Annotated in this window: 13 protein-coding genes and 1 tRNA gene; 2 read left to right on the top strand and 12 right to left on the bottom strand. The window is 42.6% G+C overall.

All coding sequences use genetic code 11. The features are described 5' to 3' along the window. Positions 1 to 1024: 1024 nt before the first annotated feature. The 3 genes from GJR95_RS02805 to GJR95_RS02815 all read right to left on the bottom strand — a co-directional run bounded on the left by GJR95_RS02805 (position 1025) and on the right by GJR95_RS02815 (position 2904). Positions 1025 to 1309, bottom strand: coding sequence for a hypothetical protein (locus GJR95_RS02805; RefSeq protein WP_162384439.1), 285 nt, complete (start codon positions 1307 to 1309; stop codon positions 1025 to 1027). Positions 1310 to 1720: 411 nt separating this feature from the next. Further along, on the bottom strand, positions 1721 to 1966 hold the full coding sequence (locus GJR95_RS02810) for a hypothetical protein (RefSeq protein ID WP_162384440.1): 246 nt from the start codon (positions 1964 to 1966) through the stop codon (positions 1721 to 1723). 23 nt (positions 1967 to 1989) lie between these two features. Next, the gene (locus GJR95_RS02815; protein ID WP_162384441.1) at positions 1990 to 2904 is read right to left on the bottom strand and encodes a hypothetical protein; all 915 of its coding nucleotides are present in this window, start codon (positions 2902 to 2904) and stop codon (positions 1990 to 1992) included. A 1782-nt stretch (positions 2905 to 4686) separates the two neighbouring features. Between GJR95_RS02815 and GJR95_RS02820 the strand changes: the two genes are divergently transcribed. Next, positions 4687 to 4896: a hypothetical protein gene (locus GJR95_RS02820; RefSeq protein WP_162384442.1), complete on the top strand. Its 210-nt coding sequence runs from the start codon at positions 4687 to 4689 to the stop codon at positions 4894 to 4896. A 342-nt stretch (positions 4897 to 5238) separates the two neighbouring features. On the opposite strand, the gene yiaA is transcribed toward GJR95_RS02820, so the two are convergent. Then, entirely contained in the window at positions 5239 to 5634 is a 396-nt protein-coding gene (yiaA, locus tag GJR95_RS02825) for an inner membrane protein YiaA (RefSeq protein WP_162384443.1), read from the bottom strand. A 396-nt stretch (positions 5635 to 6030) separates the two neighbouring features. Here yiaA and GJR95_RS02830 point away from each other — a divergent pair. Then, a tRNA-Arg gene (locus GJR95_RS02830) sits at positions 6031 to 6104 on the top strand. 266 nt (positions 6105 to 6370) lie between these two features. On the opposite strand, the gene GJR95_RS02835 is transcribed toward GJR95_RS02830, so the two are convergent. The 8 genes from GJR95_RS02835 to GJR95_RS02870 all read right to left on the bottom strand — a co-directional run bounded on the left by GJR95_RS02835 (position 6371) and on the right by GJR95_RS02870 (position 15226). Continuing rightward, positions 6371 to 8038: a LamG-like jellyroll fold domain-containing protein gene (locus tag GJR95_RS02835; RefSeq protein WP_162384444.1), complete on the bottom strand. Its 1668-nt coding sequence runs from the start codon at positions 8036 to 8038 to the stop codon at positions 6371 to 6373. 48 nt (positions 8039 to 8086) lie between these two features. Continuing rightward, positions 8087 to 8992, bottom strand: coding sequence for a tetratricopeptide repeat protein (locus GJR95_RS02840; protein WP_162384445.1), 906 nt, complete (start codon positions 8990 to 8992; stop codon positions 8087 to 8089). A 9-nt stretch (positions 8993 to 9001) separates the two neighbouring features. Next, positions 9002 to 11203 (bottom strand): serine/threonine-protein kinase, encoded by a 2202-nt coding sequence (locus GJR95_RS02845; RefSeq protein WP_162384446.1) that lies wholly within the window; start codon positions 11201 to 11203, stop codon positions 9002 to 9004. A gap of 30 nt (positions 11204 to 11233) precedes the next feature. Then, entirely contained in the window at positions 11234 to 12019 is a 786-nt protein-coding gene (locus GJR95_RS02850; RefSeq protein WP_162384447.1) for a caspase family protein, read from the bottom strand. After that, entirely contained in the window at positions 12009 to 12827 is an 819-nt protein-coding gene (locus tag GJR95_RS02855; protein WP_162384448.1) for a PP2C family protein-serine/threonine phosphatase, read from the bottom strand. The genes GJR95_RS02850 and GJR95_RS02855 overlap by 11 nt, the downstream gene beginning before the upstream one ends. 3 nt (positions 12828 to 12830) lie before the next feature. Then, a complete protein-coding gene (locus GJR95_RS02860) occupies positions 12831 to 13307 on the bottom strand; it encodes an FHA domain-containing protein (protein WP_232541062.1) in 477 nt (158 codons plus the stop codon). 131 nt (positions 13308 to 13438) lie between these two features. Beyond that, a complete protein-coding gene (locus GJR95_RS02865) occupies positions 13439 to 14365 on the bottom strand; it encodes a hypothetical protein (RefSeq protein ID WP_162384450.1) in 927 nt (308 codons plus the stop codon). A 78-nt stretch (positions 14366 to 14443) separates the two neighbouring features. Continuing rightward, a complete protein-coding gene (locus GJR95_RS02870) occupies positions 14444 to 15226 on the bottom strand; it encodes an FHA domain-containing protein (protein ID WP_162384451.1) in 783 nt (260 codons plus the stop codon).

Raw genomic sequence — 15226 nt, forward strand, 5'->3', positions numbered from 1 at the left:
ATGGTTATCAACTTGTTAGGGCGAAAAAAGCCCAAAAATATGGTTGCTCAACTAGAAGACTTTGCCGACAAATTCCTAACATTGATTCAGTTCATGAATCAAGAACTGGTTTTATAAGAAAGCCCTGATATAGCATAAGAGTAATTTCATCCTTGAAAAGGAAAATAGGGTTAAAGTGGTGGGAGTTTATAATAAAGTGATGCGGTAGCAGCTTGATACGTCATTACCGCACTTTTGATAATCCTACTTATCCCACAAGTGCATTTGCAGTTTCCAATTTAGAAAAGCCAGAGTACCGGCTTGAACGACGTAGAAAATCAGACAAATTACCAAAGCACGCCTTGGGTTTTTTGTGGCTTTGTATACCAGAGGAAAACTAAAAAGTGCCATAAATACTAGATTCCCAGTGAGATAAACAAATAGCCACATCATGCTGAAGCAGAAGATTCGCTTTTAGGGTATTTCAAACATATCTATTGTCAAGATACCCGTTGAAAATAGAACGGTCATGGTTGCTATCTCAAAGGCTACGAAGGCGAACACAAAGAGATTCTCGTTACGCTTCTCAAAGCCTAGGTATATGCCCCAATAATACTAAAGCAAATAGAAGGCAAGAATATGCACATATACTCCACTCAGTTGGAGAATAAGAAAGGATCCTAAGACCATAAACAGGTTCAATGTAAATGTGCGGTAGTGAGGTTCCAAGTCGCTACCACACGTTTGTGACAATCCTACTTAATCCCACAAATGCATCTTGAGTTTCCAATTCAGGAAAAATAATGCGGCCGCTTGGCCAACATAGAGTATTAAGCAAATGACAAAAGCTTGTCTAGGGCTATTATTGGTCGATTTGAGAATGAGCGGGTATACATAATACCCCATCATAAACAGCCCTCCTATCAGATAAAACAATAGCCCAGTTAGTCCACTCATATCATAATCGTTGTAGGATTTTCTAAAGCTGAGTTGGTTTTAGCAATTTGCCAAACCAACTCAGCTTTCTTCCTTTAATAGGGCGTCGTCACATTTTCATGTAAGGAAAACGTTTGGCCGACTTGACTAAAATTGGCTCACCTTTGATGACAACGATCTCCTTATTTATAGGATCGTATGAACCAGTATAGCTGTCCGTAGGAATACCATCACGTCGGTTGATTTTATCGATGTGAAGAAGTCGGCTGTATTTTTCGATCAGATACTGGTAACACTTGGGGGCGGTTTGGGTAATTGGTGCCTTCTCGGCATACAACAAAGCCTCCCGATTCATAATGGTTACGATTGCCGTCGGTGGATTTCGTTTAATCATGTAAGTTGAGATAAAAGCCGTAATAAAATAGCGGGTTGTATCTGCTGACGTTTGAATCGCCACAATAGGAATTTCATAGCTGTCAACTTACTTTAAATACTTCTGGATACTATCGGTTAACATACGGCTCCCTAAGGGCAATGTATTAACACATTTGGCCGCTGGTTGATCAGTAGATTGCTTTGATTGTGCGGACGAGAGAGTGAACATCATCATGGTTACAATAATGATCCCCTTACTAAAAGATTTCATCGTAATTATTCGACCATATGTTGATCTAAAAAGCCGTTCATGACTTACTTTAGGATATTCCAAGTGACGGATTTTGTACGAACCGGCAAATGCACCCATTACTGGTATAAGAAAGTACGGTCACTTTCTTATACCAGTAATGGCGTTTAAAAGACTAACTTAGTTGTAGCGAAAATAAACTATCCCAATAAAAGTTAGAGCAACTATTATAGGGATAAGAGTTGCTAATATTGTCTTTCTCAAGTCCTTAAAAGTAAGATAGTTTGAGACAGACAAAGCACCTAGACTGATAATAATTATTAAAATATACCAATCACCCACAACTCCTCTTTTCAACGAGAATACAACTATCGGGAATAGGATAACAAACCAAGAAAGTACATTTTTTATTGTTTTAGTTGCCATGACAATATGAGTTTATTGAAAATTTAAGGATTACAACCTTGGCCCATTACATCAAGTTGATAATCGCTCTGAGCTATTTGTAAATTAGAATCTAATCGACTAGCAGCCGCCCACATGCAAGTTCCCCCAACACCTACTGCACCTAACGCTGCTATTGCAAAAGGCGCTTCAGGTCCCAGAGCTGCAAGATACCAAGTCGCACCATATAAATTAACTGCTGCCTGTTGTGCTGAGCCTGCACACACAATGGTTTCTGCAGCAAACTCCCTCCAAGCGTTAGCAATAGTGCTGTCCCGTTTATTGGCGGCAATTTGACGTACCCGTACGCAATTAGTGCCACTATCTCCTCCTCCGAGAATCTCATCAATACCTCCATTATCAATACCTTCTCCCGGATTTTGCCCTGGGCCACAATTCTCGCAGTTAGCATATGGGCATTGAACGCAATAGTCCATTTCTTTTGCTTTTGACTCGCTGCCAGAAAGTTTATTCTGGGCATACTCAATAGCAATATTTAATTCATCTCTATTTAGCTTTTGAAGGGCACCTTCTCCAAATTTCCGCTCTAACAGAGCGACACTAACCATCATACGACCGATGAGATTTGTAGCTTGGTCGTGTGATATGTTGTATTCCTTCAATATTAACGGTACTTCTTCCTTGCTCAAACTGCCATTTAAATACCCATTAATTCTAGCTCTGCTTTCTTCAATTTTGACGAAAGGATTTTTTATATTTTTCTTGTCATACAATGTACCTCTACGGTAATAAATCAATTTAGCAAATTGCTGTGAAGCATTTACGAATTCTGTAAAATCGCTATCTACTTTAATCGCTTCTAAAGAAACTTTTCTGCTTAGAAAATCTTCTCTTACTATATCGTTTTGGCACTGAAAAAATAATAAGAAGACAAATAGGCAATAATAGTACTTTTTCATAAAAGTACTATTAAAAAGGGTGAGTGAGATAAAGACAATCGGATAATAAGAAAGAGCTATGCTTTTTCTATATTATTCGAGCCAAAAGTATCCTTATACCATTTTGAAAACCTACAGATTTAGTCGAAGATTGTCTGAAATCACAATTTCAGCGGATGAAATCACCCAAAAAGTCACTGAGTCTACATATATATAGATTTACTATAGTTACATAAGCTTATTTTATTTATAAGTCTATATATTAATAGACTTTTATTAATATATAGACTTATAAATAAAAATTAATAGTTAATAATGATAGATTTGAAATTCATGTTATTTTCATATGCTGCTTGTGACGAGTTTAAGGGCTAGAGTAACGAAGAAATTCTATTAAAGGATGTATATTCTTGGAATAATCGTATAAAATATCCATTATTCTCGATGGAAATGTGGAAATAGTACAATATTTATCTGTGTTGATGATGTAGGCCTTTTGAGATATACTTTACCGCTATGTGTACAAATTGGGAAAAACAATGGTAAAAATTTGCCGGTTATAGCGGGTCGATACGCTATTTGGGCTTGACGGCAGCAGGGCCGTCAAACGCTTTTAACTTCGGAGTTGAATACTAAACAGAGAATTCGCTGCTTGGCTTGGAGGTTTGGGTCCCATATCGCTGCACTTCTTTAGATCGCCCTGCCTTTTAGTTTCGCCATAGTGTCACTTCGACCGGAATGGTATTTGATTGTTGCTCAACACGGCTTTCATCGATCCGACCACGTAGTTCACACCTTTGATATGGACTTTTTTCCGGAAGGAGAACAAGGCCAGGTCCGCGGCCGACAGGTAGACCCTTTTCGTCACCGAAAACGTATTCTCCTGAAGGCTTCAAATTCTTTATTACCCACATCGACCAGGTTGTTGGCCCCATGCCAGGTTAGGCTTCTATTCCCATGAGCGCTGGTGGCTCGGGGTTCTCCGTCCACTAATCCGTTCCAAAATAACAGTTTCGGAGTCGAGTCATTTTTGCTATCCTTATTAGTAGGGAAAACCCCGACTGCTGGGTTATGGCTCGACCTGTCGCGGGGTCGGTAGCCAAAGTCGATATCCGCGACTGAATTGCTACTAGATTGCTTCCCTCGTTCAAGGTCGTTTCGGCAGTGGTATACTTATCCAGTTGGGGTAGCAAACGATCGTTGTCAATACTCTAGTTCGCAAAGAGGAAGAGTCGCTGATGCCCTGTATGCTTTTGTGAGGCAGATGCTGTCAGTCATTGTGCGAGATGGTCCCAACAGTATGCGAAAGCCTAAGGGCTTAAGTAATAAAACGCCTGGCAGCTTGAAGTTTCGACTCTTCAAGCCCATTGCTGTCTGCGGCATAAATACACCCCGTCAATCGAATTTCATCTGGGGCCAGTTACAACCGAAGCCCCTATTGTCGATTTTCTGACAATTCTTCAAACGAAAGATCTGATACGGTTGCAGAACAAGTGCCTTTCACGGCTCTCTGTGGACTAGCTAACAGTAGTAGGATTGTACGTTTTTCCAGCAGGAGGCTTAAGATTCCGGACAAATAAATAGCGTTGAACGATCTATTGTAATACTTGCGAGCGAATGGAGAAAAAGCGACGAAAGTGATGGAATAAAAACGGCTTTTTTTTTCTTTCCAACCCCCAAATCACGGTAAATGACTGGTTTTACACCTGATCAGCACGAAACCTGGCCGATGCAACTGTACCCGGCTATTGACTATTAACGATTTATTCCCTAATCTTACTCTTCAAAAAAACCTAAGACAACTTGGACACACCAACAAAGGAGTTTTGGAAAGATAGAGCCGAATCAATGGCCAGCGAGTTTGATCTGATTTCAAAGCAAATCAACTGGATTGAACTAAAGAAGGGGCGGGAAACAGGCAGTGAAAACTTGTTTATAATAAACCCTCACCTAGCATTTCTGGAATTTGTCAATAAGAGAAGGCAGGAAGCTGAGAAGATTTGTTGTAAATAGCAATTAGAACCAAGTCGGCTATAATTCTCGTGGTTCGTCTCTTTAGCGAGTGTATGGCTACTACCCCAGGCTATTGTGGCGAAAGCGCACACAATAGTTCGGCAAGGCCTTGAAAGTGATTACTAAACGGCGACCCAGGCGTTGACGATCACCAAAGTACTGCTTAAAATAGGGAGCCTAGTACTTGACATGATGGCTTAGCTGCCGATCTTTATAATGTCATTAGATATAAGAAAACCTTCCGAATACTAGCACTGCATTGCTAATTTCGAAAGGTTTTTACGTTGATAGCCATCTTTAAAATTCGGGATGATTCATGCTTGTATGGCTTAATTTGATGAATTAGTTCGTCTCGACAGTCTGGCTATCGCGCGTATTCTTCTGAACAGCGATTGCTCCAAATAAGGCCAATAGAAAAGCAAATGAATAAAAGCCTTTCTCGCTGGGTAATAATGTTGCATTCCATAAGCCTATGGTCAGTAAAACAATGGCGAGAATAGTAGAGAACCAGCTAAGACCATAATAAATATCAGTGACCGGAACCCTTTCTAATCGGTCTCGCACGCTTTTTTGTACTGATATCACGGAAAAAAGACCATACATCAGTACCGTGAAATAAAATCCTTTTTCATTCAGGAGCATTTCGGATCGCCAAAGACCGATTAAGAACCCAAACATTCCCGCACCCAAAGCTAGCCAGGATGCTCCAACAAATGCCATTGATGGTTTTTGATTCATTTCTGTAGTTTTGTTTACTAGTGCAATCTGGTTATTTATGTGATTAGATTGCAATGATTTCGTGCTTCGAAATTGGCGGAACTAATGACAGGAAACGATTGGAAATGAATAGTTGGTAGGAATGGGTAAATAAGTAACGTATGGGACTTACGGTTCCCAGAACCAACGCCTGATAAAGTCAGATTTGTATTTGCCTGAATGGTCGATTTGCTGCTCTACGCTAGCGCATTCAATGGTCTATTTTTGCAAAATAGTAGAAATGAGCTTACTTTTGGGGTAATTAAACACAGGGTTGAGGTGGTAAATGGTATTGATGGCCACAATCAACTAAACAAGTCGAGATAATTAGTTTATGTTTTCGACCTCTGTAGTGTGGTCATTTTCGTATATATTTTTGGTCCTGTAGCTCAGTTGGATAGAGCATCTGCCTTCTAAGCAGACGGTCAAGCGTTCGAGTCGCTTCGGGATCACATTGTAAAAAAGCCAGTTAGCTTAGATGCTGACTGGCTTTTTTTCTGCCATTACTCCGTTTGGGGAGCCATTTTCAACTATGGGTAAATCCAACCTTGAGGTAATCCCGTAAACTGGCTCTTATGCGCTTTGTATAGTTGAATTACAGAAATCCTTTCCGATAAGCGATACAAAATGATTCTTGCTGCCTAATTATAGAAGGAGTCACACAAAGTTCGTAAGAGCCAGTTTGTGGGCGGAGGTCAGTACAAAAAATTAGTTAAGGTTATTGAGTAAACAACGTTTGTACTTCATTAGCTGATAGCACCCGACGATAAATTCGGACTTCGTCCATAGCGCCACTGAAATAGTTAGGGAACGTCTGAATCTGAGCGCCGAATTTCAATTCGCCCCCGGGGCATTTATCTATGCTTGCGGCCGGTAAATTGTCTTTTTGATCTAATAAAACTCCATTGAAATACATGCGGCTCGATCTGCCTGAGTAGGTAAAAACTAAATGATACCAGTTACCTAGCTGAGGGTTACTACTAAATTCAAAGCTTTGCCAGCCTTTTGCGACCTCGCAATTACTATTTTGTTTGATATTCGTCATAAACGTGAGACCAGGCCCGGTTTCGTTTATTTTCACAAGCGAGCTATACATCTCGAACTTGCTATCACTCCAGCGCGATTTATTGTAAATCTGCATACGGTCGTTCACATTATTGATTGCATTTGGTTTGATCCATATGCTAATTGAGAACGCATCTGGCTGTAAACTCGAATTATCAGCCATATAGAAATAATCATTGATGCCATCTAACAGAATAGCCGCATTCGCCTTCCCTTTACGGTCTGAGGTGAAGCCAGGATTATCAATTAAAAGAGCATTGTTGCCATTTCCTGTAGCGTCCTGTAAGGACTTGTCGGTAAACGGCAAATATGCAATCAGGCCGTCCGCAACAGCATCCACTTGTGTTGTGAATGAATTAATAGGTCCATAAACAATCTCTCCTGAAGGCAGCTTTGCATAAGGCCGGTAATAGTAGGTTGTATTCGCCTTCAGATCTGTTAAGTTGACGAGCGTGTTAGCACCTAGATTTGGATTTGTCACTGTTACCCCCGGTCCGGAATTGTTTATATCGGGTGTACTGGACGTCGACGAATAAAGAACGCCATACTGAATGGCAGCTGGATTGCCGGGATTAGTTAGAATAAAGCTCACTACGGCCGTAGAAACTCCCACAGTTGGATTTCCGTTGCTGGAAACGGATGGACCTACTCCTGTTCGAAAGGTTTGTGGATCACTATATCCAGTCTTACCCGCTGAGTTGGTGGCAAAACTGCGTACATAGTAAAGTGTGTTTGGTTGAAGACCAGTTAATGAGAATGGAACAGAAGTGTTAACAGCCAAAGAGCCTATAAGAGATTGTGTAGCGTCAGTCTCTTTCGTAGGCATCGTGTTTTTGTCAGAATAACAAACGCCATATTGCGTAATGGATGCATTACCAGTAGATATTACAGTCATTCCCACTAATGCCGAACTGGTTACAATGTTAGTGGCTGCCTGTAAACTCACCGTTGGCGATACGGCATCGCTCACAACAATAACACTTTGTAACGTGGTTTCTACCAAACATGAGTTTGTCAGCGTAGCTTTAGCCGTGTATGTTCCCGAGGTGGGGTAAGTATAGCTGACGGTCATACCAGTAGTTGCCGTTGTACTGCCATTGCCAAAATCCCATAGTACACGATCAATAGTACCCGAGCTGCCAGTAATTGAAAAATCAACTTTGCGCTGCTGCATCTGCGCAATAAGTGTTCCCTGGGGTTTAGTACAATTACGTTGTGATTTTCGGGTGGGTAATTCCCAGGATTCGCAAGCCCAAAGAAAAATACCGCCCAGGCAGATTAAAAGTATACTGAACAGGTATGTAAGTATAGTCTTCTTCATTTTTAATAGAAAATGTCGTGGTAAACTCAAAGGATGAGCCGGTTAACGTTAGAATGTGTAGCGAATAGCAAGGCCGAACGATTGAGACGATGGTTGCCAGTGGAAGCCAGTAGCGCGGGGCGTTTTTGGTGATTTATGGAGTAACAGATATAGCTCAGCAACGGTGGCTACTGCCGCGATCCCAATACTGGCTTTGTATAAACCATTTCTTTTCTGAGCAGACTCGGCAGCATTATAAGCGTCATTATATTGCCGATAGGCATCTGGATTATCGATAATACCCGTGCCTGAAGGGTCAACCGTTTGGCTAATCTGGCTTAAAGTGCCCATTTTATTCTGAAAATCATTACGCAGCAACAAAGCAAAAGCACCTGCACCCACTGCCACAAGGCCGGTTGCCACTTTTAGCCCTACTTGTTTCGACGGTTTTAATAGATTGTCAATTGTCCGGATTTGCAGACGTAAGGTTTCCTGCCGGGTGGTTGTATACTTGAGCGCCTGCGTGTAGCTTTCCCGGGCGGGTATATATTTTTTCTGATTGAAAAGCTGGTTGCCTTCGCGTTCGTAATAATCTGCAAGTTGGGTCTTTGTGACCGCATCATCAGGATTAAGATTCAACAGTTGGCCAAATAGCCGGATAGCTTCCTGCCCTTTATTCTGCGCGAGCGCATCGGTAGCCTGTTGACGTAGGGCTAAACCTTTTGTACACTCCTCAATCTGTTCCTTGGCATAAATGTCATTTTCAAAGCCTGGCACTTCAAGGCAGTTCTGATATTGTCGGCGGGCTTCCAGGTATCTACCTTCTTTAAAGAAATCATCGCCTTTCTTTTTGTAACGGTCATATTCATCATCGGTCAGTAGGCTTACTACTGAAGTTCGCCCACTAGCCAGCGTTGATGCTATGGGGGCCGATAAAAACAGGAAGAATAGAAGCAGGTAAAACGGTTTGATCATTAGGGTTGATTATTGATTAGTACATAGTTTAATTTTTGACTGCACATCACGCGTTTCTTTGAGGGCCTGCGCAACTTTATACCACTCTTTGGCTCCGTCATATTCTTCATTATCGAAGATTTTGTTGCCTTTATTCATATACGTGCTATACGCTGCATCAGCCTTAGCCGTATTGAGTTCATGTTCTTTCGCTAGTGCACGGGCGGCCGTAAAATCTGCGATTGCCTTCGCTTTATTGTTTCCTCTAGAAATCGCCTTCTGTCCATCCTCAATGAGTTGATCATATTTTTCTTGCGCTGCCAACTTTGGGTTGACCGTATTGTCAGGAGCTGATTCTTTGGGCGCTTCTACTACGGTCGGCTTTGAAGGTTCCAGTACAGGACTATTCTCTTGGCCATTAGTCTTGTCATTTTCCTTTGGCTTTTCAGGCGTCAGTTCGTCGATTTCTTTAAGCGCAATCCGGTGCAATCTGGACACGTCCTGCCGAGTAGGGTCGAGTCGAAGGGCAGGGGTAGTGAACTCGATAACTTTTTTGTAATCTTTTTGTCTAAAGGCTTGTCTGGCATTTTTGAATGCAAAATCGACCTGTTGATCGACCGCGCTATTTTTTGTATCACCCGCTATCGGGAGCCGTGCAGTGTTTTCTCGGTGGGCAGATTCTGGAGGTCTGGTTTTAGTGAGTGGGACAACTGTTGCCGTCGATATGTCAGGCTTTTGGTCGATATGGAGAGACACGTAATACAGAATACTACCTCCCAGTGTCATAGCAATTACTACGGGAGCGACTACCCGCCAGGGAAAACGTTTTTCAGAATCAGAAATAGTACTTGACTCAACTATATCTTGATATATAGCTGTCTTGAGTGCCGTAGGCCTGTCAGTATTTTTCTTTTCTAAAGCTACCTTAACTGAATCAGGCTGTTTTTGGTCGGCCGAAGAGGGGTGCAGAGCAACAAGTGGAGTAGTATATACATCGGTTCTTTCCTCCTGAAATACATCTGTCAGTTCAACTTTTTGAATAGCCACCGGCTTTGGTCGGAGCTGTTCGATACATAACACCAAACCTTGAGCAGCCTCCTGACGATTAGGCGATAGGCGTAAAACCTGTTCGTAATAGAGTTTAGCTTGCTCAAATTGTTGTTGAGTCACAAACGTGCCAGCCTGTGCCAGTAAGTTATCAATCTGTTGATTGGTAATCCGTAATTTGCAGAATTCCAGTCCTTTCTGGGCATCAATGTGATGCTCGCGCTTAGCCAGAATTTGCTCATATCGCAAACGTGCCTGCTCAAACTCATTTTGAGAAATGAGCTTTTTCGCTTCACTCAGTAGCTGGGGAATTCGATCAAGAAGGTCTAATAATTCATCTTCTTTACGAACCCGGTCATGAATATCCCGTACCAGGCATCGCCTGATCATAGCCTGGTATGGCTCTTCAATTTGATTGAGTTGAGATGGTAATTCAACGGTAATGATTTTTTTCTCGATCTCGCGTCGCACCGATTGTTCACTGCTATTGCGCAAATCGGAGCGAAAAGGCTTTTCGCCTGTTAGCATCTCAAATAAAATGACACCAAAAGCCCATAAATCAAGATTGAAGCTTACCCTACTGCCTTCAATTTGTTCCGGGGCTTTGTAGGAAGGTGTACCACGGCCATCACTTAGATCAAAATCGGAGCTGTCAAGTTCATCGTCGCTGACTAACTTACTCAGGCCAAAATCTGCTATTTTAGGAATAAACCGACCCGCGTTATCACGGGAAATAAGAATATTGGCAGGCTTAAAATCACGGTGAACAATACGATGGCGATGAAGATGCTGTAGGCCCAACAAAATACCCCTGGTTATATCATAAATCTGGGGCGCTGTTAGGTTAATCCGACGCAACAAATCAGCTAGATTTCCATCAGGATAGTATTTCATGATGGCAAAATCACTAACACTCGTATCCGTTTCAAGCCGATAGCAAGCGTCGTAACGAGCAATATTCCCTTGCCGGGGGATTCGTTGGGCCAATTCGACTTCAGCTTTTAACGATTTAGTATCATTGCCTTTATACTCGCTGATCTTAATGGCTACCCACTCCGTTTCAAGTTGGTCTTCGACTTTAATAACTCGCCCATACGATCCACTGCCCAACAGCGAGCCTTCGTCGTTGGGTCGAATCGGATACCGTCGTTTGAAGTCCAGAAAAGAAGTAAAGCTTTGACTCATAGTAAAAGTTTGTGTTACAAAGTATCTGATCTAAAGGTAGGCTAAGCCCAGCTCATCCGAAAAATGACCATAAAAAATGGGGGTCTGCTGTCCTTGGGTGACACGCCGAACTCTGGGCGCTACATAGCGATGCAGTTCGCGAATGGTTACAACTTTATCACTGTTGAGATCAGCTTGGCCACTCAATCCTTTAAGCAAATAATGCGTAAACGCTCCACCAGCCAACTGGCCAGCTTCAACAGCACTTTGTGTCGATCGACTGGCCAGTAACATGGCTACGTTATTATCGTCGCTAACGGTACTCGCTATAGTTTGGACCAGACTCCGTTGGCTTGCCTTCTGGTAGGTCATGCCTCCCGACAAACACGCATCAGCTATGCACAATTTAGTCGATGCCTTTGAGTCATGAAAGGCAGCCTTTATATCTTGATAAGTCAACAGATTTTGTTGATTATCTAGCTGAACATCATAGGGCACAAAGCTGCTGGGTAAGCCGTGCCCCGAAAAATAGAAGATAACGCGATCTCCTGCTTTAGCCTCTCGAAAAAGTGATAAGGCTTGTCGAATATTGGCATGAGTAGCCTGCCGATTCGTTAAGAAACGGATATGTGAGGCTGGTACAGCCCCTCCAGATCTGGTTTGCAAAAAAGTAACGACTTGCTGAGCGTCTCTGTCCGCAAATCTCAGATCGCCAGTCAGGCGGGTAAGTGCTTTATAGTCAGAAATGCCGACCACGACAGCGTACGTCTGTTTCTGAGGTTCTGCATTGAGCAAGGCGATTAAAGCACCCAGATAAGTTAGTAAGTTAGCAAGCATCTTTAAGGGAAATTGTGGGAGCTAAAATCGATTTTACTTGGATCATCACATCGCTGATACCTATTAAATAGCCAGAGTAATTGTCTTTTGTCCGATCAGCGCATAGCGCCAGAAGAGACTGCATTTTTGCCTGATCAGGTATATCCTGAGCCAATAAAGTTTCCAGCGCATAATCGTCAAGCTGTTCCAGCACACCATCCGTACACAGAAAAAAATAGTCGCCAGCTTGAATATCGGTTAAGACTGTAATATCGGGTGTTGGTTTCGTCGCTTCTTCATAATCCGAACTAGCGATAACAGCCCGGCTGAGCCTGTTTCGCCAGGGGTGAGTTAAAGCCTGGGTAGCTGTGATAACTCCGGCCTCCACCATATCATTTACCTGTTTATGATCCTGGGTTTGAAAGATAATCTTACCCTCTCGTAATTGATAGACCCGGCTGTCACCAATATGAGCTACTGTAGCTCCGTGCTTGTGTAATTGTAATAAAGTAAGTGTCGACCCCATCCGACTGACAAGTGGATGCTGACGTAAGTACTCATGGTAAGCGTTATAGGCCTGATCGAGAGCTGCTTTCAAATGGGGGCCGTCGAAAACGGGATTACCCATTGAAGACGCGTAAGCCACAATTGCCTCACATAACAATTGGCTAGCTACTTCACCTTTGTCTACCCCGCCCATACCATCACAAACGATAAAAAGCTGTGTTTGCTCGTTTGCTGTATCTATAGCGGGATACAGAGTATCCTGATTAATAGTCCGTTGGCCAATGTGCGAAAAAGCAACAGGTAAACTTGGATAAATAAGCATAAGCTATTGAGTACGGTCAGGGTTGAATGCTAATTCAATTTTATATGTATTGAGCATTTCCGGATTAATGCAATAATGCGTTAATTGAAATCGGTCAGCCCCTCCCAGAGAGATTATTCCATCGATACTGACATCAATAAGTTCGTTTTTTTGCAAGAGCACTCCATTAAGCAGCGTACCATTTAGACTCGACTGCTGTTGCTGAGTACTGGAATCAATAAATCCATCCTGCAATTGGTAGCGTAATTGACCAATCCATTTATCGAATGTAACCGTTATCGTACAATGCCGACGACTGATAAAACATCGGTCATTGTGCATAAACCGATCAATCTGTATGGTACAAGAATCGGAAGTGCCCAGTATATTACTCCCAAATTGAAGTAAATATGTCTTTTCAGGCTTGTCCAGATAGGTCAGATGACCGAAGCCAGGTAGCCCCTGTACAATAGTTTCATCGTAATAAAATCCGGCTTGCAATGTGTTTAGCGCTCCGCACCCAATATGTGAGCAAATAATTGTCCCCCGTTCAGCATCGGCTGCCCTTACTAGGATACGGCGATTACATTCTCGGCAATTAATAAGTGTTGTTCTGAAACCTTCCATACGTATTACTCATCCATTTCATGGACATCACCATCATTTATATACGTATCATCAGTCTCGTTTGCATCCGCCATAAAGTGATCACTCCCTGGCTCTGATTCTACCTCAGCTGGATCATCTACAGGTGTAGCATTTGCTGGCGCATCTGTTTGGAGTATTGACTCCACGACTCCATGGGACATACTTTCCTCCAGCCCCTGACTAAACTGATCATTACTTAGCACAAATGGCGCATCAATTTTTTCAACCTGCGTGAGTTCACCACTGAGTGAATCATAGCGAAATAAAGTATCTAATCCCTGATCGCCAGTTGCGTCGACTACTCGATAGGTGTTACCATCTTCACCCTCCATGACCAGTGTGTCGATAATGCCATCCCGATCAAAATCGAGTCCCATTACCCGCTGGCCATTGAGGTGCCCTTCAATAATCGTTGGCTCTATGGGGGGCTGGTCAGGTATGGTTTCAGAAACCTTTACAGCAGCGCTATAGGGTTTAACGGGTAGGTGTTCCTGAGTAACCATCTCGGTAAACTCCTGGCGTTGTTCAAGCGATAAACTGCTCCATTCTTCCTTTTCAAATGTATTATACCAGCTTCCGTGCCAACTAAATACACCTCCCATTCCCACTTCGTGACGAGCGGCTTCATAAGCTTGCTCAAAGGTCATATTTTCCGTTACTTTCCCTGCGACATCAATATCAATAGGTAGGGCAGAGGTTGTTGGCGGGCTTGCAGGATTATTTCCTTCAGAGGGTTGCTCTGTGGTATCTGCTTTAATTGCCCAGGCTGCACCACCTAGTAGTAAAGTAGCCGCTGAGATTCCCAAAATTTTCTTTTGCTTAGTATCGAGACCAGACTTTGGGGGGGTAGATGATTGAGCCATTAAATACGTATCGGTTTGAAATTCTGATTGGTTAGGAGACGGTGCCATTGTAATGGAATAATTAAAGTTGCATAATGTGGGTTAATCGAACTAGATGGGAAAAAGTGAGTGAAAAAATGAAAAAAATTAACTAACCCACATAGCCTGACAGCGACGACATGTTTTCTGCTGGGCCAGAAGTTCCCATTCGCGTGAACCAAAAGGGTCACGACAAACCGGGTTCGGGCATCGGTAACGATCTCGGTATTCTTTATCAATAACTTCTAGCTTTTCGTCGGTCGATAAAAGTGTAGAACATAGAGTAGGTACTAACATACTTAAACCAGCTCCAGACATAATATGAAGTAGTGGCAGGGCTGTTCCTCCCGTAGTTAATACTGCGCTTACGCCTACAATGGATGAGAGTATAACACTACCTGTGCGAATCATTTTTTCTCGATTGCGGCAATCTCGACGTAGTTTAGGATATTGTTCGTAGACTTGTTGCAACGCTGCAAACTGATCTATAAAATCCAGAGCGGACTTATCAGGTTTAGATTGATTACTGGTAACTGGTTTTTCCAGAGGAATAGGAGCGGGCGTTTTGGTGAGTTTGCTTTTGCCCAAGTCAAGTAATTGGCTTACCGTAAAACGGGAATCAGCAAGTTGTATGGAGTCCTGACTATCTACGACTTTTCTTGTAATTCGCGTACCGTTGACAAAGGTGCCGTTTTTGCTGTCAAGATCCTCAAGGATAAAACAGGTAATTGTGCATTGAATCAAGCGGGCATGCTGGCCGCTGATTTTCCCATTAGGAATGATAATCGTATTGTCTTCTTTTCGCCCAACACTGTATATAGGGAGCTGACTTAACTCATCGATCAGGTTTTTAAACTGACCATCGCTTATAGGTAATGAAACAAGAGACAT

Source organism: Spirosoma endbachense (genome assembly GCF_010233585.1).
GTDB lineage: Bacteria > Bacteroidota > Bacteroidia > Cytophagales > Spirosomataceae > Spirosoma > Spirosoma endbachense.

Coding starts and splice junctions, on each gene's coding strand:
- GJR95_RS02815 (WP_162384441.1), bottom strand. CDS start 2,904: ATGAAAAAGTACTATTATTGCCTATTTGTCTTCTTATTATTTTTTCAG.
- GJR95_RS02810 (WP_162384440.1), bottom strand. CDS start 1,966: ATGGCAACTAAAACAATAAAAAATGTACTTTCTTGGTTTGTTATCCTA.
- yiaA (WP_162384443.1), bottom strand. CDS start 5,634: ATGAATCAAAAACCATCAATGGCATTTGTTGGAGCATCCTGGCTAGCT.
- GJR95_RS02850 (WP_162384447.1), bottom strand. CDS start 12,019: ATGCTTGCTAACTTACTAACTTATCTGGGTGCTTTAATCGCCTTGCTC.
- GJR95_RS02805 (WP_162384439.1), bottom strand. CDS start 1,309: ATGATTAAACGAAATCCACCGACGGCAATCGTAACCATTATGAATCGG.
- GJR95_RS02865 (WP_162384450.1), bottom strand. CDS start 14,365: ATGGCACCGTCTCCTAACCAATCAGAATTTCAAACCGATACGTATTTA.
- GJR95_RS02845 (WP_162384446.1), bottom strand. CDS start 11,203: ATGAGTCAAAGCTTTACTTCTTTTCTGGACTTCAAACGACGGTATCCG.
- GJR95_RS02855 (WP_162384448.1), bottom strand. CDS start 12,827: ATGCTTATTTATCCAAGTTTACCTGTTGCTTTTTCGCACATTGGCCAA.
- GJR95_RS02835 (WP_162384444.1), bottom strand. CDS start 8,038: ATGAAGAAGACTATACTTACATACCTGTTCAGTATACTTTTAATCTGC.
- GJR95_RS02840 (WP_162384445.1), bottom strand. CDS start 8,992: ATGATCAAACCGTTTTACCTGCTTCTATTCTTCCTGTTTTTATCGGCC.
- GJR95_RS02870 (WP_162384451.1), bottom strand. CDS start 15,226: ATGTCTCTTGTTTCATTACCTATAAGCGATGGTCAGTTTAAAAACCTG.